The organism is Streptococcus ferus DSM 20646 (assembly GCF_000372425.1).
GTDB classification, from domain to species: Bacteria; Bacillota; Bacilli; order Lactobacillales; family Streptococcaceae; genus Streptococcus; species Streptococcus ferus.
Genome location: NZ_AQVD01000004.1, coordinates 79978 through 104324, shown reverse-complemented (window position 1 = coordinate 104324; position 24347 = coordinate 79978). Strand labels below are relative to the sequence as shown.

Genomic DNA, 24347 nt, shown 5'->3' with positions numbered 1-24347 from the left:
GAAAGATTGATGTAAGAAATGAAAAAAATCCTTGTTTTACATACAGGAGGCACCATTTCCATGCACACTGACGCTGCAGGAAATGTCGTTCCTGAGACTCATAATCCTATGACTCGTGTCGGTCATGGCCTGGAGCATTTAAGCGTTGATACGGTTGACTTCTTCAATATTCCCAGCCCTCATATCGGATTGGAGCATATGCTGGCACTCAGCCACAAGATAACCGAAACAGCCGGACGTTATGATGGGGTTGTCATCACGCACGGAACAGACACTCTGGAAGAAACGGCCTATTTTCTGGATACTATGAAACTGCCCGAAATTCCGGTTGTATTGACCGGTGCTATGCGGTCCTCTAATGAACTCGGAAGTGACGGCATTTATAATTACCTGTCTGCACTTCGTGTTGCCAGCCATGATAAGGCTGCCGACAAGGGTGTGCTGGTGGTTATCAATGACGAAATCCACGCCGCTAAGTATGTCACCAAAACACACACTACCAACCTGTCAACTTTTCAGACACCTACACATGGCCCTTTGGGTATTATTATGAAACAGGAGATTCTCTTTTTTAAAACTGCCGAACCACGAGTGCGTTTTGAATTGACAGATATCGCCGGCACCGTTCCAATTATCAAGGCTTATGCCGGCATGGGAGATTGGCTTTTACGCAGTTTAGACAGAACCTCTATTGACGGCCTGATTATTGAGGCTCTGGGGGCTGGAAATTTACCGCCTGAGGCTGCCCAAAGCATTGAACAGCTGATTCAAAAAGGCATTCCTGTGGCGCTGGTCTCTCGCTGCTTTAATGGTATCGCCGAGCCTGTCTATGCTTATCCCGGCGGAGGTGTCAAGCTCCAAGAGGCCGGTGTCATGTTTGTCAAAGAGCTGAATGCTCCAAAAGCCCGTTTAAAACTCCTGATTGCTTTAAATGCTGGATTAGCAGGAAAAGACCTGAAAGATTACATGGAAGGGTAGAACCAACTCATAGAAAGAAGCCAGTGATATAAACTGGCTTCTTTCTATGAGTTAAGTCAGAATGGACTTGACGTTGGTGTAGATATCTTTGTCTGTCAGACCATAAACTTTCAGGAGGTAATCCATTTGCCCAACTTGGCCAAAAGATTCCCGAATTCCCATGGTATAGACAGGACTGTCAGATTCAGCTGCCATGAGTTCGCAGATGGCACTGCCAAGACCGCCGATTTGATTGTGGTTTTCAACTGTCAGCGTCGGCCGCTTTAGAAGAAGCTCCTTGATAGCTGGGTTCAGCGGTTTAAGTCGAAACACATCAAGCACCTGAACCGACAGACCTTCTTCTGCTAAAAGAGCTGCTGCCTTTAGAGCCTGTTCGACCATGATGCCGCTGGCAACAATGCTTAGATTTGAACCTTGCTGCAACTGGCAATAGCCCTGGCTAAAGTCCTCATCTCCCTGATAGATGGGAAAGGGAGCCTTTCTAATGGTTCGAATGTAGTTCAGCCCCGGCAAATCAAGACTAGCTTTAAGGATGGCTTCAAATTGAATATCATCACTCACCTCAAATAGATGCGCCTGAGGAATGAGACGAATCAGCCCTAACTCCTCGAAGGGCATATGGGTTCCCCCGTTCATTTCAGCAGATACCCCGGCATCTGACCCGATAATGGTGGCATTCAATTTTGCGTAAGCCAAAGAAATGAAGAGCTGGTCGTAAACCCGCCTTGTTGCAAAAGGCCCGAAGGTATGCACATAGGGCTTGTAACCCAACAGAGACAGACCGGCTGCGACTCCTATCATCTCCTGCTCCATAATGCCTAGATTAACATAACGCTTTCCTAAAACATCCGAGAGTTGATTGGTCGCCATAGAACTGGATAGATCCGCTTCAAGAACAGCTATCTGAGGATTTTTACTGCCTTCTTCTGCCAAAAAGTCACGGTAGACCAAGCGCATTTCTTTTGTCTGTCTCATGGTTCAGCCCTCCATTTCTTTTTTGAGACGGTCGGCTTCCTTAGCCAAGTCCTCTGCCAGAGACGGGGTCAATCTTAGATGATGATTATGTACCATCTCTTGGACGGTACTGACACCGTAGCCTTTGATGGTCTCTAAGACAATACACTTGGGTTTGGGAGACTGACTCTTTTGAACTGTTTCTATCGCCGTCAAAAGATCAGCAATCACATGACCGTTAATTCGCAGCGTTTCCCAGCCAAATGCCTCAAATTTTTCAGCCAGATCAAACGTCTGACAAATATCAGCCGTTGTGCCGTCCAGCTGTTTCTTATTGTCATCAACAAAGAGAATCAGCTGTGATAACTCCTGATGGGCTGCAAACTGGGCTGCTTCCCAACACTGGCCTTCATTCAACTCCCCATCACCGACTAGACAATACGTATAGTAGGGAGAATCCTCTATTTTCTTCCCGTAGGCAAGACCTGTTGCTACACTAAAGCCTTGCCCCAAGGAACCTGTTGTCATATCAACACCAGGCGTTAGATTCCGATCAGGATGGGAAGGCAGACGGGTCCCATTCTGATTTAAAGAATGCAGAAAATCTAAGTCAAAATAGCCTTTGAGATATAAGCTGCTGTATAATGCTGGACCCGCATGACCTTTCGATAGGATAAAATGATCCCGCTGCTTAGAAGAAAAATTAGCTGGACTGATATTTAGTACCCGTCCATAGAGGACAGCCAAGAGGTCTGCAATGGACAAACTGCCGCCGTAATGGCCGAATCCAAGTTGGTTCAAAGTGACTAAGGTATGATAACGGATAGCTTTAGCCAAATCTGCTAAAGCAGCTGTCTCTTCTTTTGTCATAATTTAAACCTCTTTAGTGTCTTTCTTAAGGAAGGTCAGAACAAACATACCTGCCAAAACAGCTAGGATGCCAATAGAAACGAGAAGAACACCGCCATTTTTGGCCATAAGCCCTAAGAAAATACCCGTTAAGCCAAAGTCCGCATCAGAGAAGGTTGACCCTGCAAATCCTAGGTCTCCTAGAACAGGCATTAAGAAGACTGGCAGGAAACTAATAAGCACTCCTTGTGCAAAGGCTCCAACTACAGCCCCCCGGACACCTCCTGAGGCATTCCCCATAACACCAGCTGTCGCACCGCAGAAGAAATGTGGCACTACTCCCGGCAAGATCACAACGCCACCAGAGAAGATGAGAATAAACATACTCACCAAACCGCCAACAAAACTGGAAATAAAGCCAATCAACACCGCATTCGGTGCGTAAGGGTAGACAATCGGACAGTCAAGAGCTGGTTTGGAATCGGGCACCAAACGTTCTGAAATTCCTTTGAAAGCTGGCACAATTTCTGCCAAAATAAGCCGAACACCCGCCAAGATAACAAAGACCCCAGCTGCAAACTGACCGCCCAGCTGCAATGCATAAACCAAACTGTTCACGCCGTCACTTAGCTTAGATTCAATATAGCCGCTTCCTGCAAAGAGAGCTACAATGAGATAAATGACAGACATGGAAATTGCAATACTGACTGTACTGTCACGCAGGAAGGCCAATCCTTTTGGAAACTTAATGTCCTCTGTCGATTTAGTTTTATCTCCAACCAAACCGCCGACAAAACCGCTCAGCCAGTAACCTAGGGAGCTGAAGTGTCCAAGAGCAACCTTGTCATTACCGGTCAGCTGGACCATATATTTCTGTACAAAAGCTGGTGCCAAGGACATGATAATTCCTAAGGCCAGCCCGCCCATAATCATAAGACCCGCTGATGTAAAACCAGCCACCGACATGATAACAGCTATCATACAGGCCATATAAAGGGTATGATGTCCTGTCAGGAAAATATATTTAAATCGTGTAAAGCGTGCAATGAGAATATTAAAGACCATTCCCAGAAGCATAATGATAGAAGTTGCTGTCCCGTATTTGGTCAGGGCAACTGCGACAATGGCTTCGTTGTTTGGAACGACACCCTTTAAATTGAAGGCATGTTCAAACATTTGTCCAAAGGGTTGCAGAGAACTCTGGATAATCCCAGCTCCTCCAGATACCACGAGAAAACCAACAAAGGTCTTGATACCGCCTTTGACGATTTCTGAGACTGGTTTCTTCTGTAAACTCAAGCCTAACACGGCAATCAAAGCTACCAATATCGCTGGGGTACTGGCAACATCAATTAAAAAATCTAAAATTGCTTGCATCCTGCTTCTCCTTTATCTTTTTAAATCAGGCCTTTTTCTTGGCAAATGGTTGTCACTAACTCACGTAGTTCGTCCATATCAATAATGCTATTCAGAATACGAACGTCTCCCAAATGGGTAGCCGAATCTTCTAAATCCCGTCCGACAATCCAGATGTCAGCTTCGCTTGGATTGGCTCCTCCTAAATCATAATGTTCTACCGTAACGCCTGTCACTCCCAAATCTTTCAAAATGGCTTCGATATTCATCTGAACCATAAAACTTGATCCTAAGCCTGAACCACAGGCTGTTCCAATTCTTAACATCGCTAGTCCTCCTTTAAAATAGCAGCAATATCGCTGAACGTTTTTGATGAGATTAATTTTTGAATATTGGCTTCTTCTCTTAAAATTGCCGTTAGGTGGGATAGAGCTTTTAGGTGGGTCTGATTATCCACAGCTGCAATACAAATCATGAGTCTGATTTCATGCTGGGGATCATTTAAAAGCTGAACAGGCTGCTCAAAGCTCATCATGGACATACCGATACGATTGACCCCTTCATCAGGTCTGGCGTGAGGAATAGCCACCCCTTTACCAAGGTCGATAAAGGGACCAAAATCCTTGACCTTTTGAATCATAGCTCCAACATAATCAGCTTCAATAATCCCTTCATCCAGCAAAGGGGCTGCTGTCTGAGCGATTGCTTCTTCCCATGACAGGGCTTGGTCGGTGTGTCTGTAAGTCCTTTCCGTAATCAATTCATCTAACAATGGACTTCTCCTTTCTGTTTCGTCATGATCCTTGGTCATAAATTGAATTAAATCATAGGTCAGCGCTTCCTGATCTTGAATATTGGCATGCTTTTGGATGATGGCTACTAGCCTTTCAACCTTGAGCGGAAGATTGACCGATTGAGGGAACTGGCTATTGACCAGATGAAAGAGTTCCTTTTTTTGTTCCTCATTAAACAAAGGAGGGACTAAAAAGAAAGGTCGGTCGGTTGCGATCTTGACCGTTGAGAAAATCATGTCAACATCAGCCAGGCTATGCTTTGTGATGGCTTCAATACTCTGTCTTTCAAGAAATTTGATCCCCGGAAAAAGGTTCTTCAGATTCTCTTTTAAAATCAAAGAGGAACTGACACCATTGGGACAGATGACTAAAGCTTTGTAGCCAAAAGCAGTCTCTTTTTGACCTTGAATATAGCCCCCAAAATGAATGACAAAATAGCTAATCTCACTGTCGGGCAAATCAAATCCCAGCACTCTCCGCAAAGGCGACAATGCCTCTTTAACCAATTGGAAAAGATGACTGTGTTCTTCCTTCACTAAATCGGTATAAGAATTAACAGCTACCAAATGCGACTTTAGACGGTGGTAAGCCGGAATCAAGTGCCTCTCTAAACCAGCAATCAATTCTGAACGTTTGTCAAAAGCAATGAGAGATAGACGTTCCATCTCCTCCACAATCTCAATCGTCAACTGATGAAAGAAGTTCGAAGAAATATCCTGATTCCCTTCAAAAGCTCCCTGCAACAGACTTGCATAATAGAACTGAAACTCTGAGATGAAACTTTCTGGTAGCCCATAGACATGGCTGACTGTTTCTAACAAACTATGAGACAGGTGAATCAAGGTCTGGTTGGAGGCAAAGTCAACCTCTTGTTTACCAGATAGGACCCGCTTGTAACGTAGGCCTAAAAATTGAATCAAGTAGAGGTACTCTCTCAGCCTGTCTTCAATAGATGACAGCTTATACAACTGACTGACCTTTTGACAGGTCTGACTCAGCTGATCAATAGACGCTGCCTCACCCCAAGAATCCATCACATAAGCCATGGCCCACTCGCCAATCGGAGATTGAAGGAGGTGGCTGATGGCATAAAAAGCCAAGCGATATTTGTTCTCCTCCCGGCCTATGAGATGATACCCCTCCGCACGCGTGTATTCCAGCTGCACCTCAAACAGCTGACACGTTTCCTTTAACAGTTTAATATCTGTTAAGGTGGTATTGCGGCTGACATGAAGAAGATCCTGGTAATGATTATTAGAGATAAATTCCTGTCGGCAGAAGGTATAGAGGTAGATAATGCCTAGCCTTTCCTCCTGACTCAAGTAAATGTCCTGATGCTTAAAAAGACTGAAAATAGTGTCCTTAGCAGCTATCAGTCCATCCGAAACGAGGTAAGTCCCTTCCTTTTCTTGAATGGATGAAAAACCTTTTTCTACCAACAACTGATTGATGGTATCCAGAAGTTTTACCAAACGGTCTCTGTCAATACCTGTCTTGATACTCAACTCATAAAGATTGACCTGCTTTAACTTGAATAAATCCATAAGAACAACAATCATACGATTATCAGGCATTTAGTTCCTCCTCACTAAAATTGTAGTTTATTTGGCAAGCCTTTTCCAGACTTATTGTGCCCAAATTGAAAGGGCCCTTTGAGGGCTCTCATTGGACTCAAGAATTCCAGGCATTAAAAAAGGCATTTTTCAATGCCTTTTTTAATCCCTTCCTTCTGACGGACGATAAATCAACAAACCCGTTGCCGTATCCTCCGCCAAGATGTCTCCTCTGGCATATTTAACCAGCAGGAGCCAGACGTAGTAAAAATCACCTGCACAGCCCGCCGCATGAAGTGAGACCAAACCGATGTAGGTCGGATGACTGATGAAATGGGCGGCAAATAATAAACTTAAGACAAGCGTCCAGAAGACAAAAGGCGCCAAGCCAATCACCAACATCTGTCGCCGTGAGTACAAAGACCCCGGACTGATGGCGTAGGCCATACCGGACTTCCATTTTATCCCAAACTTGATCTTATTTTCAGGCTTAAACCATTTAAAGAAGAGACCATGAATCAGTTCATGGATCACCAAGATAAGCAGCATGGCTCCAATCAATAACAGGAGGTCCTTAAGATCAAGCTCAAAAACCAGCTGCCTCGTCGGTCTCAGCCAGAAGGCAAAAGTTGAAAAAAGACAGCAAAAGAGTAAGAACAATAACAAAGCAAGAAGGTTAAGCCAAAGCACTAGCCGCTTGTTCCCCATGATATCAACCTTGTCAACCAATATCATCCAATCACCTCCTAAGGCAGGCTGTGCCCAGCCCTTTGATAAATCTCATACCACTCTGGTCTTGATAGTACCACTTTCTCTGCTTCTGCTATTTTCGAGATTCGCTCAGGATTCATGCTCCCGACAACTGTCTGTATCTTAGCCGGATGCCGTAATATCCAGGCTGTCACAATAGCTTCTGGTGATACTTGATAGCGGCCTGCATAGTCGTTTAATGTGTCATTAAGCTGCTGGTAAGCTGCCTTCCCAAAGAAAGTCCCTTGATTCAAATCAATTTGAAAAGGCGACCAAGCCTGAATCGTTATCTGATTCAAACGGCAGTAATCCATAATGCCTCCATCTCTGTCTGCTGATGCAGAAGTTACCATATTGACATTAAGCCCTGCATCAATAATGGGGCTATGAACTGGGGACAGCTGCAACTGATTGACCTGCAAATCCTGTTTTAGGTAATGGTTAAGAAATGCCATTTGACTGCGATTTTGATTGCTGACACCAAAGTGCTTGACCTTACCTGCCTTTTCTAAAAGACTGAAGGCTTCTGCCACCTCTTCTGGCTCCATCAGCGCATCTGGTCTATGCAAAAGCAAAAAATCTAAATAATCTGTTCCCAAACGGCTCAATATCCCATCTACAGATGTCAAGATGTGATCCTTTGAGAAATCAAAGAAACCTTTTTGAATACCGCACTTTGACTGCACGATGATGTCTTCTCGTCTGACATCTAAGGCTTGCAGGGCCTCCGAAAAACGTAACTCCGACTGACCGCCTCCATAAATATCTGCATGGTCAAAAAAATTAAGACCATTTTCTAGAGCCGTTCCGATAACGGTCTCCGCTTCCTTGACCGTCAAATCTGCCATACGCATACAGCCAAGGGCAATTCTGGAACCTTTCAGGCCACTTTTTCCAATTTCCATTAACATATCCTACCTCCCATATCACCTTATTATAACACATCTAGAAAGCGCTTGCTTTGTGGGACAATAAAAAAACCGGTATTGAACCGGCTTTTAAACGTCTTATCAGGAGTTTTTCTTATTTTCCATAAGGTGAAGGTAGCATTGTCGCTTTAAATTTTTTGGCATAGGTCACTTTGAGTTTTACTGTCATACGTCATCACCTCTTTCATTTGATGAACTTAGTATAGGCTGTAAAGCTTAAACAAACCTTAGCCAATTCTTACAGAAATCTTAATCGAAATGATCACTTTTTTTGAGGTTTCCGAGGAGAACATGCCATCTAGGATCTTTTTGCCAATTTGGCTGGCTGACAATATCAGCAGCAACCTTTCTGGCTTCCTCTAAAATAGGGTAATCTTCTACCAGATCTGCCGTCTTAAATTCAGGAATACCCGACTGACGGGTACCGAAAATTTCACCCGACCCCCGCATTTTTAGATCCTCTTCTGCAAGAAGAAAACCATCCAATGTTTCTGTCATAATCCGCATCCGATTTTTACCACTGTCTGTCTTAGGATTAGCGACTAAAACCGCGTAAGACTGTTTATCTCCCCGTCCGACACGCCCTCGAAGCTGGTGCAGCTGGCTGAGACCAAAACGATCCGCATCCATAATCATGATAATCGTAGCATTGGGAACATTGACACCAACCTCAATAACCGTTGTTGATACTAATATATCAACTTGTCTGTCTTTAAAGGCCGTCATGATACGCTCTTTCTCATCCGTCTTCATTCTGCCATGCATCAGTGCAATGCGGGCCGCTTCTCCAAAATAGGCCGCTAGCTCATGTTCCAAATCGACAGCATTTTTTAAATCAAGGCTCTCAGATTCTTCTATTAAGGGGGAAATCACATAAACCTGCCCCCCTGCTGCAATCTGCTCTTTCATCCAAGACAGAACCTTTTCGAGTTGCTCATGTTTAACCCAACGGGTTACAATCGGTTTTCTGCCAGCCGGCAATTCATCAATAAGAGAAACATCCATCTCTCCAAAAGCTGTAATGGCCAGCGTTCTAGGAATTGGAGTCGCTGTCATCATGAGAACATCCGGATTTTCGCCTTTTTCTCGGAATTGCCGCCGCTGTTTAACCCCAAAACGATGCTGCTCATCCGTAATCACCAGACCCAGCCGATGGTAATCCACACCTTCCTGAATCAAGGCATGGGTCCCCACAATCATATCCACAGAGCCATCCGCAATGGCCTGCAAGGCCGACCGTCTAACAGCCGTTTTCATGCCAGACGTCAGAAGCGCAATCGATAAATCAGGAAAAAACTGCCTAAGGCTGTCATAATGCTGTTCTGCCAAGATTTCAGTCGGCACCATAAGAGCCGACTGAAGCCCGGCTGTATAGGCGGCATACATAGCCAAACTGGCGACCACGGTCTTCCCCGATCCAACATCCCCCTGCAACAGCCGATTCATATGGGATCCTGATTGCATATCAGCCAAAATATCAGCCAAAGCTGATTGCTGAGCCCTTGTCAAAGGAAAAGGCAGAGCCTTAATCTGCTCGTTCAGGGCCGACTCATCATAAAGGATTGCCAAACCATTCGTCTCCGACTTGTTTTGAGCTTTCAAAAGCTGAAGATGAAGCTGAAAATAAAAGAGTTCTTCAAATTTTATTCGGCGAAGAGCCTGCTGATAGTCTGACAAATCTTTGGGGAAATGCATGGCCAACACAGCAGCCTCTCTTCCCATTAAGCGATAGCGCTCCAGCAGAAACTGAGGTAAATTTTCCGACAGTTTGGCGGCCATTCCTGCATCAATAGCTGACTTGATTGCTTTAACAAGAGCGGCCTGCGAAATCCCCTGAGCGACATGATAAACTGGCTGCATATCATCTTGTACCTGAGCCAAGACTTTCATGCCTGTCAAAGCTGATTTGGCCTGGTCCCATTTTCCAAAAATAGCTATTTCAGAACCCAGTTCAATCTTGTCCTGCAGATAAGGCTGGTTAAAAAACGATACTGCAACAACAGCCTCTCCCTGCTTTACTTTGAAAGACAGACGATTGCGCTTAAAGCCATAGTACTGGACATTGGCAGGTGTCACCACAGTCCCTGTCACAACAGCTTTCTCACCATCCAGTAAGTCAAAGATCGATTTAGATTTAAAATCTTCATAGCGAAAAGGGTAGTAGAGCAAGAGATCTTCTATGGTAAAAATCCCTAATTTCTGAAATTTTTCCGCCGACTTAGGGCCTAGCCCTTTCAGTGCGGCAAGTGACGATTGTAAGTCCATAAAAACCTCATTTGATTTATTTCGGTCATGACAGCAAAGCGAAAAAGTCCAGAACGAGCTGGACCCTATCGATATTTCCGAGGCACTCGGTCACTGATTAAGCACAACACCTCGTAGTTGATGGTTCCTCTCTTCTCTGCCAAATCGGTTGCCGAGATGTCATCACTGCCATTACTGCCTATCAGCGTAACCACTGTCCCAAGCGGATAACTCTTAGGAAGTTTGATGGTTATCTGGTCCATCGATACTCGTCCGACAATCTCACACCTTTGCCCATCCACCAATACCTCAAAACCTTGTAAATCACGTGTCCAGCCATCGGCATAACCAATCGGAACCGTTCCAATCACTTCCTCTGCAGCCGTTTTATAAGTAGCCCCATAGCCAACCGTTTCTCCAGCAGGGAGTGTTTTCACATGAACCAGAGCAGACTCTAAGGTCAAAGCAGGTTTGAGTTCAAAAGGTAAAGGAAGGTCATGACCGCTTGGGTTCAGACCGTAAATAGCAATCCCCAACCTAACCGCATTCATGACAGTATCCTGATGCCAGATACTAGTCGCTGAATTAGAAGCATGAACCATCGCTGGTTTATCATCTAATTGATTCACCAAGCTGTCAAAAAAAGTCAACTGCTGATTAAACTTAACATCAGACGCTTCGTCAGCTGTTGCAAAGTGGGTAAAAATACCATCAACCTCCGATCCAGCCTCCTTCAGCCCCTTGATCAGCCTATTAGCATCATCAAGACAGCGTACCCCCAGACGTCCCATGCCCGAATCAACCTTGATATGAACAGACAAACCTCTTAAGTCACATTTTTGTTGACGGACCAGCTCCAGCCAGTCAAGACTGGCAACGGTCACGGCTAGTTTTTCTTGTTTGGCCAGAAAGATCTCCTCAGGCAGAACAACCCCTAAAATCAGTATAAACTGGCTGATTCCCGCCATCCGCAACTCAATAGCCTCGTCCAAATTGGACACACAGAAGCCATCAACCTGATCCGCAAGCGCCTTGGCTACTGGCACAGCCCCATGACCATAAGCATTGGCCTTAACGACAGCCAAAGTTTTTGTTGATTCTGGAAGCCTCTCCTGAAGCTGCTGGGTATTAAAAAGAATGTGATCAAGCTTGACATTAGCAACTGTTGGACGATGATAACTTGCAATCATTGAATTTCCTCCAAAATGACACTGGCTTGAACAAAATCAGCCGAATGTGAAATGCTCAGAAAAACATTGCCTGAGAAGGGAGATTTGGCAAAATAAGGGGCTCCATTATCTCTGACAAGTATTTCCATATCCTGAAAACGAAGCTTGCCAATCCCGCTTCCCATAGCCTTTGAGAAGGCTTCTTTAGCCGACCATCGGCCTGCCAAAAATTCCATTTGCCGTTTTCCCTGTAAGCCTTCAAAAATGGCCATCTCGGCCGCCGTCAATACTTTTTGCGCAAAGCGGGGCTGTTTTTGATAGGCCTTCGCAACAGCAGAAATCTCCTGCAAATCAATTCCATGTCCAACTATCATACTACTTTCCTAAAAAAACTAGCAGATGCTAGTTTATCATTCTTAATGTTCTTGACCCAAGGTCTGATAAATGTCACGAATAAGACTGGCTGTCTTTTCCCAGCCAAGGCAAGGGTCGGTGATAGACTTTCCGTAAATTTCCGGTTTGTCCTGACGGCCGTCTTCCAAATAAGACTCAATCATAAAGCCACGCACCAACTGACGGATATCATCATTCCAAGCTCTGTTGATCAGCGTCTGACGAACAATACGAATCTGCTCCAAATAATTCTTTCCTGAATTGTCATGGTTGGTATCAATCACGATAAAAGGATTCTTAAGGCCCATAGCCTTGTATTTGGCAATCACTTTAATCAGAATATCATAATAGTAGTTAGGAACGTAATCCCCATATTCATTACTTGCCCCTCGTAAAATAGCATGAGCCAGAGGATTTCCGTCAGTATCAACTTCTGCATTTTGATAAATGAAATTTTGCGGTGTCTGAGCAGCATAAACCGCATTAAACATGACATTGAGGTTGCCAGAGGTTGGATTCTTTAAACCTGTTGGGACATCTAAGCCAGAGGCTACAAACCGGTGTTCCTGATCCTCAACCGACCGAGCACCGATAGCATGGTAAGAAATCAAGTCATCTAAGTAGTATAAATTAGAAGGGTACAGCATCTCATCTGCCGTTGTCAGACCTGTTTCTGTGATAATACGATAATGAAGGTTTCGAACACTCTGTACTCCGCCAAGCAAATTAGGCATTTCTGCAGAGTCCGGCTGATGGATCATTCCCTTATAACCATCTCCATTGGTGCGAGGTTTTGAAGTATAGGCCCGCATCACAATGAAAATGCGGTCTTTCACTTCTTCTTGCAGCTTGGCTAAGCGATTAGCATAGTCAAGGGCTGCCTCTTCATTATCGGATGAACAAGGACCGATAACGAGTAAAATACGGTCATCCTCTCCCTTTATTAAAGCCTCCAACTCTTTATCCCGCGCTAATTTCTTCGCTAGATGCTCCCCAGTCAGAGTCGTCTTTTCTTTAATTTTTGCCAAATCAATCTGTTGGCTTCTTTGGTGTATTCCCATCTTATTTCCCTAACGTTTCATAAATTTCACGAACAAGTTCTTCCGTTTTATCCCAGCCAAGGCATGGATCAGTGATGGATTTACCAAAAACCTCTGCGTCATCCTGGCGGCCGTCTTCCAAATAAGACTCAATCATAAAACCACGAACAACTTGGCGGATTTTTTCATTCCAGTCACGGTTGATGAGGGTTTGACGGACAATACGAATCTGTTCTAAATAATTCTTTCCTGAATTATCATGATTAGTATCAATAATGATAAATGGATTAGATAAGCCCATGGCTTCATACTGACTAATGGTCTCTAAAAGGTTGTCATAGTAATAATTAGGCAAATATTTACCACTCTCACTGAGTGCGCCGCGTAGAATTGCATGAGCCAGCGGATTGCCTGATGTCTCAACCTCTTCGCTGTTAAACAGGAAGGATTGCTTGTTTTGGGCAGCGTAAATGCCATTAAACATTACTTTTAAATTACCAGAAGTCGGATTTTTCATGCCCGTAGGAACATCAATGCCTGAAGCCACGAAACGGTGCTGCTGATCCTCTACAGAACGGGCTCCAACAGCGATATAAGAAACCAGATCATCTACCAAGGGCAGGTTTTCGGGATAAAGCATTTCATCAGCAGTTGTTATCCCTGTTTCCGTGATAACTCGGTAATGCAGGTTGCGCACTGCCTTAATCCCATTAATCAAGCTCGGTGCCGAATCTGTATGAGGCTGATGCATCATTCCCTTATAGCCATCACCGTTGGTACGGGGCTTGGCCGTATAGACACGCATCACCATAAAGATACGGTCCTTCACCTCTTCCTGCAATTGAGACAGCCGTTTCGCATATTCCAAAACAGCCGTTTCATTATCCGAAGAACAAGGACCAATGACCAAAAGCATCCGGTCATCTTCCCCTTTAAAAATAGCCTCCAGTTCACGGTCACGAGTTTCTTTTGTCAGCAAGGCATCCCCCGTCAATTTTGACAGGCTGCGCACTTCTTCAATATTAATCTTTTCACTCGTTGCTTTAAAAGACATTTTCTATCCTAACTATTTATTTAAATTGTTTGCGGCCGTGGCAGTTCTTGAATTTCTTACCAGAACCGCACGGGCATTTATCATTTCTGCCGACACCCTTAAAATCACTATCGCCTGAGATAGTCTGAGCCGATATATTCTTCTCAGAAGCTGTTGTCGCAAAGTCGGCTTCTCTTTCACGTTCCTGCTCATGAATCTGCGCTTTCATCATGGTCCGCGTCACATCAAATTCAATCGCTCCAATCATATCTTGGAACATTCGGAAACCTTCAGACTGGTATTCCACAACAGGATTATTTTGAGCATAGCCTCGAAGACCTACCGCACTGCGCAATTGATCCAAAGCATCAATATGGTCTGTCCACTGGTTGTCAACCACCATCAAGATCAGAACCTTCTGGAACTCGATAACCGCTTCCTGATCACGAAGCTTAGCAATTTGACGGTCATAGATTTTCAACGCCTTATCATAGAGCAAATCTTTAAGCTCTTGGGTTTTGAGCCCTTCAAGATCTGACAGACTGATAGCATCTTCTGGCAAAATATTGGTTCGAGCAAAGTTCAAAATCCCTTCCTGACCCTCTTCCTGAGGCAGACGGCTATGAGAATCCACCGCACGGTCAATCGTCCGTTGAATCATCGCTTTGATTTCAGGACCTAAGTCCCGCTCTGCTGTAATCACGTCATAGCGCTGGGCGTAAATAATTTCACGCTGCTCACGCATCACATCATCATATTGCAGAACCTGCTTCCGCGTATCGTAGTTATTTCCTTCGACACGTTTCTGAGCTGACTCCACCTGATTGGTCAGCATCCGTGATTTAATCACGACATCGCTGTCTTCTTCAATAAAGCGATCAAGAATAGCCTTGATACGGTCAGAACCAAAACGGCGCATGAGTTCATCTTCAAGAGAAAGGTAAAATTGTGACTCCCCGGGGTCTCCCTGACGTCCAGACCGTCCGCGAAGCTGGTTATCAATCCGGCGACTTTCGTGTCGTTCTGTCCCGATAACACAGAGCCCTCCCAGCTCACGCACACCTTCACCGAGCTTAATATCAGTTCCACGCCCAGCCATATTGGTAGCGATTGTGACCGCTCCACGCTGACCCGCATTCATGATAATCTGCGCTTCCTTAAAGTGATTTTTAGCATTGAGCACTTCGTGGGGAACTCCTGCTTCAACCAGTTTTTTAGAGATTAAGTCAGACGTCTCAACGGCAACAGTACCAACCAAGACCGGCTGCCCCTTTTCATAACGTTCCTTAACATCCTCAATCACAGCATTGAACTTAGCTTCCAATGTTGGATAAAGCAAGTCCTGATTATCAATACGAATAACCGGACGATTGGTTGGAATCGGAATAATCCGCATATTGTAAATTTCACGGAATTCTTCTTCTTCTGTTTTCGCTGTCCCTGTCATACCTGCCAATTTCTTATACATACGGAACATATTTTGGTAGGTAATAGAGGCGCTGGTTTTAGATTCCTCTTGAATCGGAACCCCTTCTTTAGCTTCAATAGCCTGATGCAGACCGTCTGAGAAACGGCGGCCTTCCATGGTCCGACCTGTAAACTGGTCAACAATCAGGATTTCCTGCTCATCACTGACCACGTAGTCAATATCAAGCAGCATGATATAATTGGCGCGAAGTGCGTTGTCAATATAATGGGTCAGGGCTACATTTTCAATATCATAAAGATTTTCAAGACGGAAAAATTCCTCAGCCTTATCGATCCCAGAATCATTCAGACCAATCGTTTTGGTTGGGGCATCAATCGCATAATCATCCTTGGTCAGCGTCTTCACAAAAGAGTCCGCTCGGAAATACAGCTGATTGGTTTCTGAGCTGACAGGACCTGAAACAATCAGCGGTGTTCTGGCTTCATCAATCAAAACAGAGTCAACCTCATCCACAAGAGCAAAATTCAGCGGACGCTGTACCATATTTTCTTTACGGACAACCATGTTATCACGCAGATAGTCAAAGCCGATTTCTGAGTTCGTTGAATAAGTGATGTCACACAGGTAAGCTTCACGTTTTTCGGCGGAAGACTTGGCAGCCAAGTTAATCCCAACTGAAAGACCTAGCCAACTGTACACTTCACCCATCTCGGTCGCATCACGGGTCGCCAAATACTCGTTAACGGTAACCACGTGGACACCCTCACCAGCAATGGCATTCAAGTAAACTGGCATGGTGGCAGTCAGGGTTTTTCCTTCACCCGTTCTCATCTCAGGAACGTCACCATGATGGAGTACAATCCCTCCCATAATTTGGACATGGTAAGGATAGAGGCCTAGGACACGTTTAGCAGCCTCTCTGACAACCGCAAAAGCCTCTGGGAGTAGATCATCCAAAGTCTCACCATTCTGATAGCGCTCTTTAAATTCAACTGTCTTCGCCTGCAGTTCTTGGTCTTCAAGAGCTGCCATCTGGTCCGCATAGCTTTCTACTTTTTTAGCTATTTTTCCTAATTTTCTTAATTCACCTTTATCGTTTTCAACGATAGTGCGTAGCATGTTTGCCATTCTATTTCCTCTCGAAAGTGTTATCGTTTTATTCTATCACAAATGCCTTGCTGTTTCAAGATTTCTAATCAGTCTGACAGGCGGCTTTTCCCCTGCCTCTTCATCTGATTCAAGAAAAACCAAAGGCTGCGCAACCAAAAACGCGAAACAGCTCGTTTCGCGTTTTAATTACTTATCAGCCAATTTTTTGGCCAGAGCAAAGTTCCCCAGAGTAGCAGAACCATTCTCTGCAACAGCCGGTGTGACAATATAGTCGGTAACATCTGGAACAGGCAGGTAGTTATTGAGAAGCGCCTTGAATTTTTCTCTGACACGTCTCAGCATATGTTCCTGAGCCATAACTCCGCCGCCAAAGACGATAACCTGCGGACGGTATAAAACTGTCGCCTGAACAGCAGCCTGGGCAATATAGTAAGCCTGAATATCCCACACTTCAGAGTTCTGTTCAATCAACTCGCCGCGGACTCCCGTTCTAGCCTCCAAACTTGGTCCCGCTGCCATTCCTTCAAGACAGCCATTATGATATGGGCAGACGCCGACAAACTCTTTTGCTGTATCCCGCGGGTGCGGCGCCACATACACATGACCAGCCTCTGTATGCCCCGCACCGCCAATAAAGTCACCATTCTGGATTGCCCCAGCACCAATACCGGTCCCAATGGTGTAATAAACCAAACTTTTGACATGAGGTCTGACTAAGGCTTCACCGTAAGCGGACGAATTGACATCTGTTGTAAAATAGAACGGAATTTTAAAATCCTTAGCCAATAATCCTAACAGATCCACATTGGCCCAGTTCGGTTTTGGAGTAGAGGTAATAAACCCATACGTATCCGAGTTTTGGTCAATATCAATCGGCCCAAAAGAACCTATCGCCACCGCTGCCAAATCTGCCTCAAAACGTTTAAAAAAGGCTATCGTTTTGTCAATGGTCTCATAAGGGGTTGTTGTTGGAAATTGAACCTTTTCGATGACTTGGTAATTTTCATCTCCTACCGCGCAGACAAACTTTGTTCCGCCGGCCTCAACACTTCCATACAGTTTAGACATAGACGTCTCCTTCTCTTAAAATCTTACTAACATTATAAGAAAAATAAGGCCAGAAAGCAATCCTATCCAGCCTTTTTTGACTTCTGGCTTTAACATGACAAAGCCATACCTAAATCAAGAAAGCTGAGTTCTTTCTCAGCTTTCTTAACCTTTATTTGTTCAGTTCCAAAAGGTCTGCCCCATGCGCCAACTGACCAGCAGCAAGTGGTTTAACTTCTGAATAATCTGCTGTATTGGTGATGATGACCATTGTTGTATCATCAAGACCAGCTTCTGCAATTTTTGCAGAGTCAAAGGTTCCCAGAACATCACCGACTTTAACAGTCTGGTTAGCAGCAACCTTTTGATCAAATCCTGTTCCATTCATAGAAACGGTATCAATTCCCACATGGATCAGGACTTCTGCGCCATTGTCCGATTTAAGACCGTAAGCATGACCTGTTTCAAAAGCAATCTGAACCGTACCATTAACGGGTGAATAAACAGTATTGCCACTAGGTTTGACAGCAATCCCTTTCCCCATAGCTTCGCTAGAAAAGACAGGATCATTTACCTTAGAAAGCTCTACAGCTTCACCGTCAAGAGGGCTTGCAATAACTTCTGATTTTGTTTCAGTTTCAGCTACCGGTGCTGCCGCAGGCGCTTCAGGCTTTTTTGCAGATACGTCTTCCTCCTTATCCGCATAGCCGAAGTAATATGTCAAAGCGAAAGCGATAGCACAGGCTACTGTGATCGAAACAATATACATTGGCATTTGAGAATTAAGGAAGAGGAGAAGTCCAGGAAGAACCGTTACAGACATCCCTGTCGCCTTAAGCCCTACAAGAGCTGCGATGAATCCACCAGCTGAACCACCGACAAGCCCCATAACAAATGGTTTTCCATAACGAAGGTTAACCCCGAAGATAGCCGGTTCTGTAATCCCAAGAGCCGCAGAAAGTGCAGATGGATAAGCAAGAGCTTTAAGTTTGGCACTCTTTGTTTTAACAGCTACGGCAAGAACGGCACCGACCTGACCAGCAGTAGCCGCAGAAAGAAGTGGGTTAAATGGATTCGCCTTTGTTTCAGCTAAAAGCTGAGTTTCAAGGAAATTAAAGATGTGGTGAACTCCGGTAACAACAATAACTTGTTGCAGACCGCCGATAATGATACCTGCAATACCAAATGGCAAAGCAAGAATCCATTCTGTTGCAGCAAGTACGACCGTTTCAACTGAGTGGAAGACAGGTCCAATAGCGAAGAGCCCCAAAATACTCATCACAAGGAATGTTAAGAAAGGTGTAATCAGCAAATCCAGTGCTTCTGGCACACGTTTATGCAGCCAGTTTTCCAATCTGGCACCAATCATACCAACGAAGAAGGCTGGTAAAACAGTTCCTTGATATCCTACTACAGGAATAAAACCAAAGAAAGTAAGTGCTTTGGCATCACCGCTAGCTACTGCATAAGCATTTGGAAGGGCTGGATTAACCATCATCAATCCAAGGACAATACCAAGAACTGGGTTGCCCCCAAATACTTTAAAGGATGACCATGCAATCAAAGCTGGTAAGAAAGCAAAAGCTGTATCCGTTAATACTTGTGTGTAAAGGATGAAATTGGCATTGATATCTTTAGAGCTGGCACCGAAAAATCCTAAAAAGGTATCATTGGTCAGAAGACCGCGGAGTCCCATAAAGAGTCCGGTTGCTACCAAAACAGGAATAATCGGAACGAAAACGTCACCAAATGTCCGAGACATCCGTTGGAACCAGTTGCCTTGAGCAGCCGCCTCTTGCTTTTGTTCACCTGTCGATGAGGTCGGCAAACCTAAATCAACAACTTCATCATAAATCTTGTTGACAGTACCTGTACCAAAGATAATCTGATACTGACCTGAGTTAAAGAAGGCTCCTTTAACTTTATCAATGTTTTCAGCCCTCTCCTTGTCAATTTTAGCTTCATCAACCACCATCACGCGAAGACGAGTAGCACAGTGAGCGACACTACGAACATTATCACGTCCGCCTAAGGCTTCGATGACCTCTTTTGCAATCTGCTTGTTATCCATTTGCAAAATACTCCTTAAATTTTTCTTTTTGAAAGCGTTTCACTTTCTTTACTTCTCTATTTTAGCATGAATCAAAAATATGTCAACCGTTTTACACAAAAATATTCTTTTTCACAGTCAACGATTGATTTTTATCAGGAAAACGTTTACTATATAACTAAAAGCTTCAATACTATAAGGAGGATGCAAAGCATGGCTATTGCTAAAGAAATTCGCTACCGAGCCTATGAGGACTGGTCAGCAGAAGAAATCAAAACCATTCAAGAAAATGTTGCCAAGTCTCCTTGGCACACCACCTATCATATTGAGCCTCAAACAGGATTGCTAAACGACCCTAATGGCTTCTCCTATTTCAATGGAAAATTTCAGTTATTCTATCAAAATTGGCCTTTTGGAGCAGGGCACGGTCTCAAATCCTGGGTACACACCGAAAGTGATGATCTCGTGCATTTCAGAGAAACTGGAACCATCCTATATCCCGATAATCCTCACGACAGCCATGGAGCTTATTCCGGAAGTGCCTATGAGATCGACGGAAAGCTGTTTCTATTCTATACAGGCAATGTCCGCGACGACAATTGGATTCGTGATCCTTTACAAGTCGGTGCTTTCATGGACAAAGAAGGCCACATTGAAAAGTTTGATCAGGTTCTTATCCAACAACCAAGCGATGTGACGGAACACTTTCGTGATCCTCAAATTTTTGACTATCAAGGGCAGTTTTTTGCGATTATCGGCGCTCAGAACCTTGAAAAACAGGGCTTCATCAAACTTTATAAAGCTGTTAACAACGATATTAAGAACTGGGTTTTTGTTGGCAATCTTGACTTTGGTGGCACTGGGTCTGAATACATGATTGAGTGCCCCAACCTCGTTTTTGTGGATGGCCGCCCTGTCCTTCTCTACAGTCCTCAGGGGCTTGATAAAGCTGAATTAGACTATCAAAATATTTATCCCAACACCTACAAAATATGTCAAGCGTTTGACACAGAAAAAGCCGAGCTGATTCAGCCATCAGAAATCCATAATCTTGATTTTGGTTTTGAATGTTATGCAACACAAGCCTTCAACGCTCCCGACGGACGTGCCTTATGCGTATCATGGATTGGCCTTCCCGACATCGACTACCCTACCGATATCTTTGATTACCAAGGCGCCATGAGTCTTGTTAAAGAATTAACTATTAAGGACGGAAAACTCCTCCAGTATCCCGTCCAAGCTCTAAAAGAACTACGTTCTGAACCAGAAGCTTTTACTGACAAAAAACACACTGAAAATACCTATGAGCTAGAATTAAAGGTTGAAGCTGACAGCACGGCAGAACTGCTTCTATTTGCCGATGAAGACGGGAACGGACTCTCACTGACGATCGATACTAAGCAAGGTAAAGTTACCTTAGATCGCTCCAAAGCAGGAGAACAGTATGCACTAGACTACGGCAATCAGCGCAGCTGTCAGATTCCTCAACAGAAAACAAGCATTAATATCTTTGTAGACAAATCCATTGTCGAAATCTTTATCAATAAAGGAGAGGCCGTCTTTACCAGCCGTGTCTTTCCTAAGAAAGGACAAAATGGTATTCACCTTGTGTCTGGTCAGGTCGAGGGGAACTATTTTGAATTAACAGATTAGTATGGTTACAAAATTAACAGATGTTGCCAAAGCAGCTGGAGTCAGTCCGACTACAGTCTCCAGAGTTATCAATAATAAAGGCTATCTCTCTAGCAAGACAATCTCCAAGGTCAATGAGGCTATGAAGGCTTTGGGCTATAAACCCAATAACCTTGCCCGAAGTTTACAGGGAAAGTCTGCTAAACTCATTGGCCTGATTTTTCCTAATATTAGTCATATTTTCTTCGCTGAACTGATTGAACACCTCGAAACAGAGCTCTTTAAAGAAGGGTATAAGGTGATTATCTGCAACAGTCAAAATGATCCAGAGAAGGAAAGAGAATACCTAGAGATGCTGGAAGCCAATCAGGTGGACGGCATTATCTCCTCCAGTCATAATCTCGGCATTGATGACTATGATAAGGTTGAAGCCCCTATTATCGCTTTTGACCGTAACCTAGCTCCAAACATTCCAGTTATTTCATCAGATAATCTGGCTGGGGGAAAACTGGCCGCTAGCTGCTTGCAAAAAGCAGGCTGTCGGCGTCCTCTCATGATAACAGGAAATGACAACTCAAACTCGCCAACCGGTTTAAGAAAACTGGGCTTCTCCGAAATTTTCCCAGAAGCTCGTGTCTTTCATGTTCCAAGCAACCTGTCTGCTATTCGTAAAGAGATGGAAATTAAAGCCATCCTTAAAAGTCAAAAACCAGATGGCATTTTCTTATCGGATGATATGACTGCTATCCTGACTAAGAATATCGCTGAAGGACTAGGACACAAGATTCCTCAGGATTTAAAACTTATCGGCTACGATGGAACGCATTTCATTGAAAATTACTATCCTTTCCTCAGCAGTGTCAAACAGCCCATCAAAGAAATCGCTCAGCTGCTTGTTGATGTGCTTCTGAAAAAAATTGACGGACAAGAGATTGAAGCCAATTATATTTTACCCGTATCTTTGCTTCCGGGGCAAAGCATTTAAAAAGCTCTCCTAAAGGAGAGCTTTTTGGTTTTATTCGTTGATAAACTGACTTAAGAGTCCGTTGATGAATTTGCTGGACGTTTCATCAGAGTACTTCTTCGCAATCTCAATGATTTCATTAAGGGCGACACGATCTGGTGTCTCATCGTAATACTTAATCTCATAAAGCCCCAAACGAAGCAGGGTTTTATCGACCAAGGTCAGACGAGACAGAGTCCAGCCTGGCTTTAAATTAGCCGCAATGAGCTGGTCAATTTCGTCCTGATGTGCCATCACGCCCTGCGTTAAATTGAGAAGAAAAAGTGGTGTGTCTAAGTCCTCTCCCTCATCCTTGTCATATTCATAGGCAAAATGAGCACCTGCTGGCATTTGACCCGAAAACTCCAAGCTAAAGAGGGCCTGAAAGGCTCTTTCTCGCAAATCACGTCTTGAATCCGTAAATGAATTAGGCATTAAGGAAGTCCTCATCGAATAATGTTTTCAAATCTGGTTTTGGTGTTTTTTCAGGAACAATGCCGACAATATGGACATTGACATCGGATAGGCTAACTTCTGCCATATCATAGACAGCCGCCTTAACAGCCTTTTGAATTTCAACGGCAACTGCAGGAGCATTGACCCCGTACTGGAGGTAAACGTAAATATCTGCGTTGACAATACCATCTTCGTCTGTCTGCAGATAAACCCCTCTGCCTTGCGCCACCTTACTGAGACTGTCCGTTACATTTTTATTATGAAGCGAATGAACCCCTTCCACTTTGGTCGTCGCAATACCCGTGATGACTTCAAGAACTCGAGGTGAAATAACGATTTCTCCGATTGATTGGTTTGTCATAGTTTAGCTTCCTTTCTGCGAACTTGATTCATACTTAGGCACGAGAAACATAGGTTCCTTCGGCAGTGTTGATAATCAGCTTTTGACCAGCTTCAATAAAGTCAGGAACGTGGACAACAAGACCTGTTTCAAGCGTTGCCGGCTTCCCTGAACCGGTCACTGTCGCACCTTTGATGGAAGGCTGCGTCTCTACAACAACTAGCTCAACCGTTGTTGGGACTGTGACCCCAATGACTTCTGTGCCATAGAATTGGATTTTAACTTCTGAATTTTCAAGGATATATTTCAATTCTTCTTCAATGTTGGCAACTGGAATTTCATATTGCTCATAATTGTCTGTGTCCATGAAGAAAGCTGTGTCGTCCATCTGATAAAGGTATTGGGCCGGACGTGTTTCAATGATTGCTTGCTCAAATTTTTCTTCCGGACGGTAGGTGGTGTCAAAGGTAGAACCTGAGCGAACATCACGCAGTTTCATACGCATAACTGTATTTCCCTTACCTGGTTTGTGATGGCTGGCTTCCAAAACTTTGATCAATTTACCATCTGCAGTCTCAAAAGTCATACCAGCTTTAAGCTTACTTGCTTCAATCATTTTATTATACCTCTTTAATAATTCTTATCAATTCATTCTAACACAAACCCTTTTGATACTCAAATGTTTTCTAAAAGGCCTAGCTAGTCCTTGCCTAGATAAAGTTCCGGAACATCATGTTGGAAGTAAGGGACATCTTTGCTTTCTAAAAGCTTAATCGCAAAATCATGCGGTCGATAGGCATTCTTATAGGTGATTTTCTTAACACCTGCCTGCAAAAGAGCTTTGGTACAGTTGATGCAGGGAAAATGTGTCACATAAATTTCGGTATCATTAGTGGAAATCCCTTCTTTAGCACACTGAATCAAAGCATTCATTTCGGCATGGACGGTTCGGATACAATGCCCATCTTCCATCTGGTGTCCGGCTTCATCACAGTTCACCGTCTCAGCAACTCCGCCATTATAACCTGTCGCAATAATCCGCTTATTTTTCACCAAAACGGCTCCAACATAAGCCCTATTACAGGTTGAGCGCTTTGAAATCAGCTCTGCATTGGCCATAAAATAATCCTGCCAAGATAAACGGTTGGTATTTGCCATCACTAGTCTCCTTACCTCTTACTCTCTCTGATATCAGGTCGTCAAGCCCTGATCGGAAATCACAAAATACTGTGTTAAAC

22 protein-coding genes are annotated in these 24347 nt (G+C 44.1%); 3 read left to right on the top strand and 19 right to left on the bottom strand.

Annotated features, from left to right (window positions below; translation table 11 throughout):
* The first annotated feature begins 18 nt into the window (after positions 1–18).
* Positions 19–978 carry an asparaginase gene (locus A3GY_RS0107040; protein WP_026161972.1) on the top strand — a complete coding sequence of 320 codons (960 nt, stop codon included), beginning with the start codon at positions 19–21 and terminating at the stop codon, positions 976–978.
* Between the two features lie 51 nt (positions 979–1029).
* Here the strand turns inward: A3GY_RS0107040 and A3GY_RS0107035 are convergent, their stop codons facing one another.
* The 15 genes from A3GY_RS0107035 to A3GY_RS0106965 form a co-directional block, all read right to left on the bottom strand.
* Positions 1030–1953, bottom strand: a complete 924-nt coding sequence (locus A3GY_RS0107035; RefSeq protein ID WP_018030715.1) for a transketolase family protein — start codon at positions 1951–1953, stop codon at positions 1030–1032.
* A gap of 3 nt (positions 1954–1956) precedes the next feature.
* Positions 1957–2802, bottom strand: a complete 846-nt coding sequence (locus A3GY_RS0107030) for a transketolase (protein WP_018030714.1) — start codon at positions 2800–2802, stop codon at positions 1957–1959.
* A gap of 3 nt (positions 2803–2805) precedes the next feature.
* Positions 2806–4158: a PTS ascorbate transporter subunit IIC gene (ulaA, locus tag A3GY_RS0107025; RefSeq protein ID WP_018030713.1), complete on the bottom strand. Its 1353-nt coding sequence runs from the start codon at positions 4156–4158 to the stop codon at positions 2806–2808.
* Positions 4159–4178: 20 nt separating this feature from the next.
* Complete coding sequence (locus tag A3GY_RS0107020) at positions 4179–4463, bottom strand: PTS sugar transporter subunit IIB (RefSeq protein ID WP_018030712.1); 285 nt, start codon at positions 4461–4463, stop codon at positions 4179–4181.
* Positions 4464–4465: 2 nt separating this feature from the next.
* Positions 4466–6505 (bottom strand): BglG family transcription antiterminator, encoded by a 2040-nt coding sequence (locus tag A3GY_RS0107015; protein ID WP_018030711.1) that lies wholly within the window; start codon positions 6503–6505, stop codon positions 4466–4468.
* A gap of 141 nt (positions 6506–6646) precedes the next feature.
* Positions 6647–7219: a DUF3267 domain-containing protein gene (locus tag A3GY_RS0107010; RefSeq protein WP_018030710.1), complete on the bottom strand. Its 573-nt coding sequence runs from the start codon at positions 7217–7219 to the stop codon at positions 6647–6649.
* Positions 7220–7230: 11 nt separating this feature from the next.
* Entirely contained in the window at positions 7231–8145 is a 915-nt protein-coding gene (locus A3GY_RS0107005) for an aldo/keto reductase (protein WP_018030709.1), read from the bottom strand.
* Positions 8146–8412: 267 nt separating this feature from the next.
* Positions 8413–10428 (bottom strand): ATP-dependent DNA helicase RecG, encoded by a 2016-nt coding sequence (gene recG / locus A3GY_RS0107000; RefSeq protein ID WP_018030708.1) that lies wholly within the window; start codon positions 10426–10428, stop codon positions 8413–8415.
* A gap of 65 nt (positions 10429–10493) precedes the next feature.
* On the bottom strand, positions 10494–11597 hold the full coding sequence (gene alr / locus A3GY_RS0106995) for an alanine racemase (protein WP_018030707.1): 1104 nt from the start codon (positions 11595–11597) through the stop codon (positions 10494–10496).
* Positions 11594–11950 (bottom strand): holo-ACP synthase, encoded by a 357-nt coding sequence (gene acpS, locus A3GY_RS0106990; protein WP_018030706.1) that lies wholly within the window; start codon positions 11948–11950, stop codon positions 11594–11596. The genes alr and acpS overlap by 4 nt, the downstream gene beginning before the upstream one ends.
* 42 nt (positions 11951–11992) lie before the next feature.
* The gene (locus tag A3GY_RS0106985; RefSeq protein ID WP_018030705.1) at positions 11993–13030 is read right to left on the bottom strand and encodes a 3-deoxy-7-phosphoheptulonate synthase; all 1038 of its coding nucleotides are present in this window, start codon (positions 13028–13030) and stop codon (positions 11993–11995) included.
* 1 nt (position 13031) lies between these two features.
* A complete protein-coding gene (locus tag A3GY_RS0106980; RefSeq protein ID WP_018030704.1) occupies positions 13032–14063 on the bottom strand; it encodes a 3-deoxy-7-phosphoheptulonate synthase in 1032 nt (343 codons plus the stop codon).
* 16 nt (positions 14064–14079) lie between these two features.
* On the bottom strand, positions 14080–16599 hold the full coding sequence (gene secA, locus A3GY_RS0106975) for a preprotein translocase subunit SecA (RefSeq protein WP_018030703.1): 2520 nt from the start codon (positions 16597–16599) through the stop codon (positions 14080–14082).
* A 168-nt stretch (positions 16600–16767) separates the two neighbouring features.
* Positions 16768–17649, bottom strand: a complete 882-nt coding sequence (gene scrK, locus A3GY_RS0106970) for a fructokinase ScrK (protein ID WP_018030702.1) — start codon at positions 17647–17649, stop codon at positions 16768–16770.
* Positions 17650–17800: 151 nt separating this feature from the next.
* Positions 17801–19699 (bottom strand): sucrose-specific PTS transporter subunit IIBC, encoded by a 1899-nt coding sequence (locus A3GY_RS0106965; RefSeq protein ID WP_018030701.1) that lies wholly within the window; start codon positions 19697–19699, stop codon positions 17801–17803.
* Positions 19700–19891: 192 nt separating this feature from the next.
* On the opposite strand from A3GY_RS0106965, the gene A3GY_RS0106960 reads away from it, so the two are divergent.
* Complete coding sequence (locus tag A3GY_RS0106960; RefSeq protein ID WP_018030700.1) at positions 19892–21331, top strand: sucrose-6-phosphate hydrolase; 1440 nt, start codon at positions 19892–19894, stop codon at positions 21329–21331.
* A gap of 1 nt (position 21332) precedes the next feature.
* Positions 21333–22295 carry a LacI family DNA-binding transcriptional regulator gene (locus A3GY_RS0106955; protein ID WP_018030699.1) on the top strand — a complete coding sequence of 321 codons (963 nt, stop codon included), beginning with the start codon at positions 21333–21335 and terminating at the stop codon, positions 22293–22295.
* 30 nt (positions 22296–22325) lie between these two features.
* Here A3GY_RS0106955 and nusB read toward each other — a convergent pair whose 3' ends face one another.
* The 4 genes from nusB to A3GY_RS0106935 all read right to left on the bottom strand — a co-directional run bounded on the left by nusB (position 22326) and on the right by A3GY_RS0106935 (position 24267).
* Positions 22326–22748, bottom strand: a complete 423-nt coding sequence (gene nusB, locus A3GY_RS0106950; protein ID WP_018030698.1) for a transcription antitermination factor NusB — start codon at positions 22746–22748, stop codon at positions 22326–22328.
* Positions 22741–23130, bottom strand: a complete 390-nt coding sequence (locus A3GY_RS0106945; RefSeq protein ID WP_018030697.1) for an Asp23/Gls24 family envelope stress response protein — start codon at positions 23128–23130, stop codon at positions 22741–22743. The genes nusB and A3GY_RS0106945 overlap by 8 nt, the downstream gene beginning before the upstream one ends.
* 34 nt (positions 23131–23164) lie before the next feature.
* Positions 23165–23725: an elongation factor P gene (gene efp, locus A3GY_RS0106940; RefSeq protein WP_018030696.1), complete on the bottom strand. Its 561-nt coding sequence runs from the start codon at positions 23723–23725 to the stop codon at positions 23165–23167.
* Between the two features lie 83 nt (positions 23726–23808).
* The gene (locus A3GY_RS0106935; RefSeq protein ID WP_018030695.1) at positions 23809–24267 is read right to left on the bottom strand and encodes a deoxycytidylate deaminase; all 459 of its coding nucleotides are present in this window, start codon (positions 24265–24267) and stop codon (positions 23809–23811) included.
* Positions 24268–24347 lie beyond the last annotated feature (80 nt).

Excerpts from the sequence above, each read along its gene's own strand:
- A3GY_RS0107040 (WP_026161972.1), top strand. The coding sequence starts at position 19 with ATGAAAAAAATCCTTGTTTTACATACAGGAGGCACCATTTCCATGCAC.
- nusB (WP_018030698.1), bottom strand. The coding sequence starts at position 22,748 with ATGCCTAATTCATTTACGGATTCAAGACGTGATTTGCGAGAAAGAGCC.
- A3GY_RS0107030 (WP_018030714.1), bottom strand. The coding sequence starts at position 2,802 with ATGACAAAAGAAGAGACAGCTGCTTTAGCAGATTTGGCTAAAGCTATC.
- secA (WP_018030703.1), bottom strand. The coding sequence starts at position 16,599 with ATGGCAAACATGCTACGCACTATCGTTGAAAACGATAAAGGTGAATTA.
- A3GY_RS0107010 (WP_018030710.1), bottom strand. The coding sequence starts at position 7,219 with ATGATATTGGTTGACAAGGTTGATATCATGGGGAACAAGCGGCTAGTG.
- A3GY_RS0107020 (WP_018030712.1), bottom strand. The coding sequence starts at position 4,463 with ATGTTAAGAATTGGAACAGCCTGTGGTTCAGGCTTAGGATCAAGTTTT.
- alr (WP_018030707.1), bottom strand. The coding sequence starts at position 11,597 with ATGATTGCAAGTTATCATCGTCCAACAGTTGCTAATGTCAAGCTTGAT.
- A3GY_RS0107035 (WP_018030715.1), bottom strand. The coding sequence starts at position 1,953 with ATGAGACAGACAAAAGAAATGCGCTTGGTCTACCGTGACTTTTTGGCA.
- A3GY_RS0106955 (WP_018030699.1), top strand. The coding sequence starts at position 21,333 with ATGGTTACAAAATTAACAGATGTTGCCAAAGCAGCTGGAGTCAGTCCG.
- A3GY_RS0106960 (WP_018030700.1), top strand. The coding sequence starts at position 19,892 with ATGGCTATTGCTAAAGAAATTCGCTACCGAGCCTATGAGGACTGGTCA.
- A3GY_RS0107015 (WP_018030711.1), bottom strand. The coding sequence starts at position 6,505 with ATGCCTGATAATCGTATGATTGTTGTTCTTATGGATTTATTCAAGTTA.
- recG (WP_018030708.1), bottom strand. The coding sequence starts at position 10,428 with ATGGACTTACAATCGTCACTTGCCGCACTGAAAGGGCTAGGCCCTAAG.
- scrK (WP_018030702.1), bottom strand. The coding sequence starts at position 17,649 with ATGTCTAAACTGTATGGAAGTGTTGAGGCCGGCGGAACAAAGTTTGTC.
- A3GY_RS0107005 (WP_018030709.1), bottom strand. The coding sequence starts at position 8,145 with ATGTTAATGGAAATTGGAAAAAGTGGCCTGAAAGGTTCCAGAATTGCC.
- A3GY_RS0106945 (WP_018030697.1), bottom strand. The coding sequence starts at position 23,130 with ATGACAAACCAATCAATCGGAGAAATCGTTATTTCACCTCGAGTTCTT.
- acpS (WP_018030706.1), bottom strand. The coding sequence starts at position 11,950 with ATGATAGTTGGACATGGAATTGATTTGCAGGAGATTTCTGCTGTTGCG.
- A3GY_RS0106965 (WP_018030701.1), bottom strand. The coding sequence starts at position 19,699 with ATGGATAACAAGCAGATTGCAAAAGAGGTCATCGAAGCCTTAGGCGGA.
- efp (WP_018030696.1), bottom strand. The coding sequence starts at position 23,725 with ATGATTGAAGCAAGTAAGCTTAAAGCTGGTATGACTTTTGAGACTGCA.
- A3GY_RS0106935 (WP_018030695.1), bottom strand. The coding sequence starts at position 24,267 with ATGGCAAATACCAACCGTTTATCTTGGCAGGATTATTTTATGGCCAAT.
- A3GY_RS0106985 (WP_018030705.1), bottom strand. The coding sequence starts at position 13,030 with ATGGGAATACACCAAAGAAGCCAACAGATTGATTTGGCAAAAATTAAA.
- A3GY_RS0106980 (WP_018030704.1), bottom strand. The coding sequence starts at position 14,063 with ATGTCTTTTAAAGCAACGAGTGAAAAGATTAATATTGAAGAAGTGCGC.
- ulaA (WP_018030713.1), bottom strand. The coding sequence starts at position 4,158 with ATGCAAGCAATTTTAGATTTTTTAATTGATGTTGCCAGTACCCCAGCG.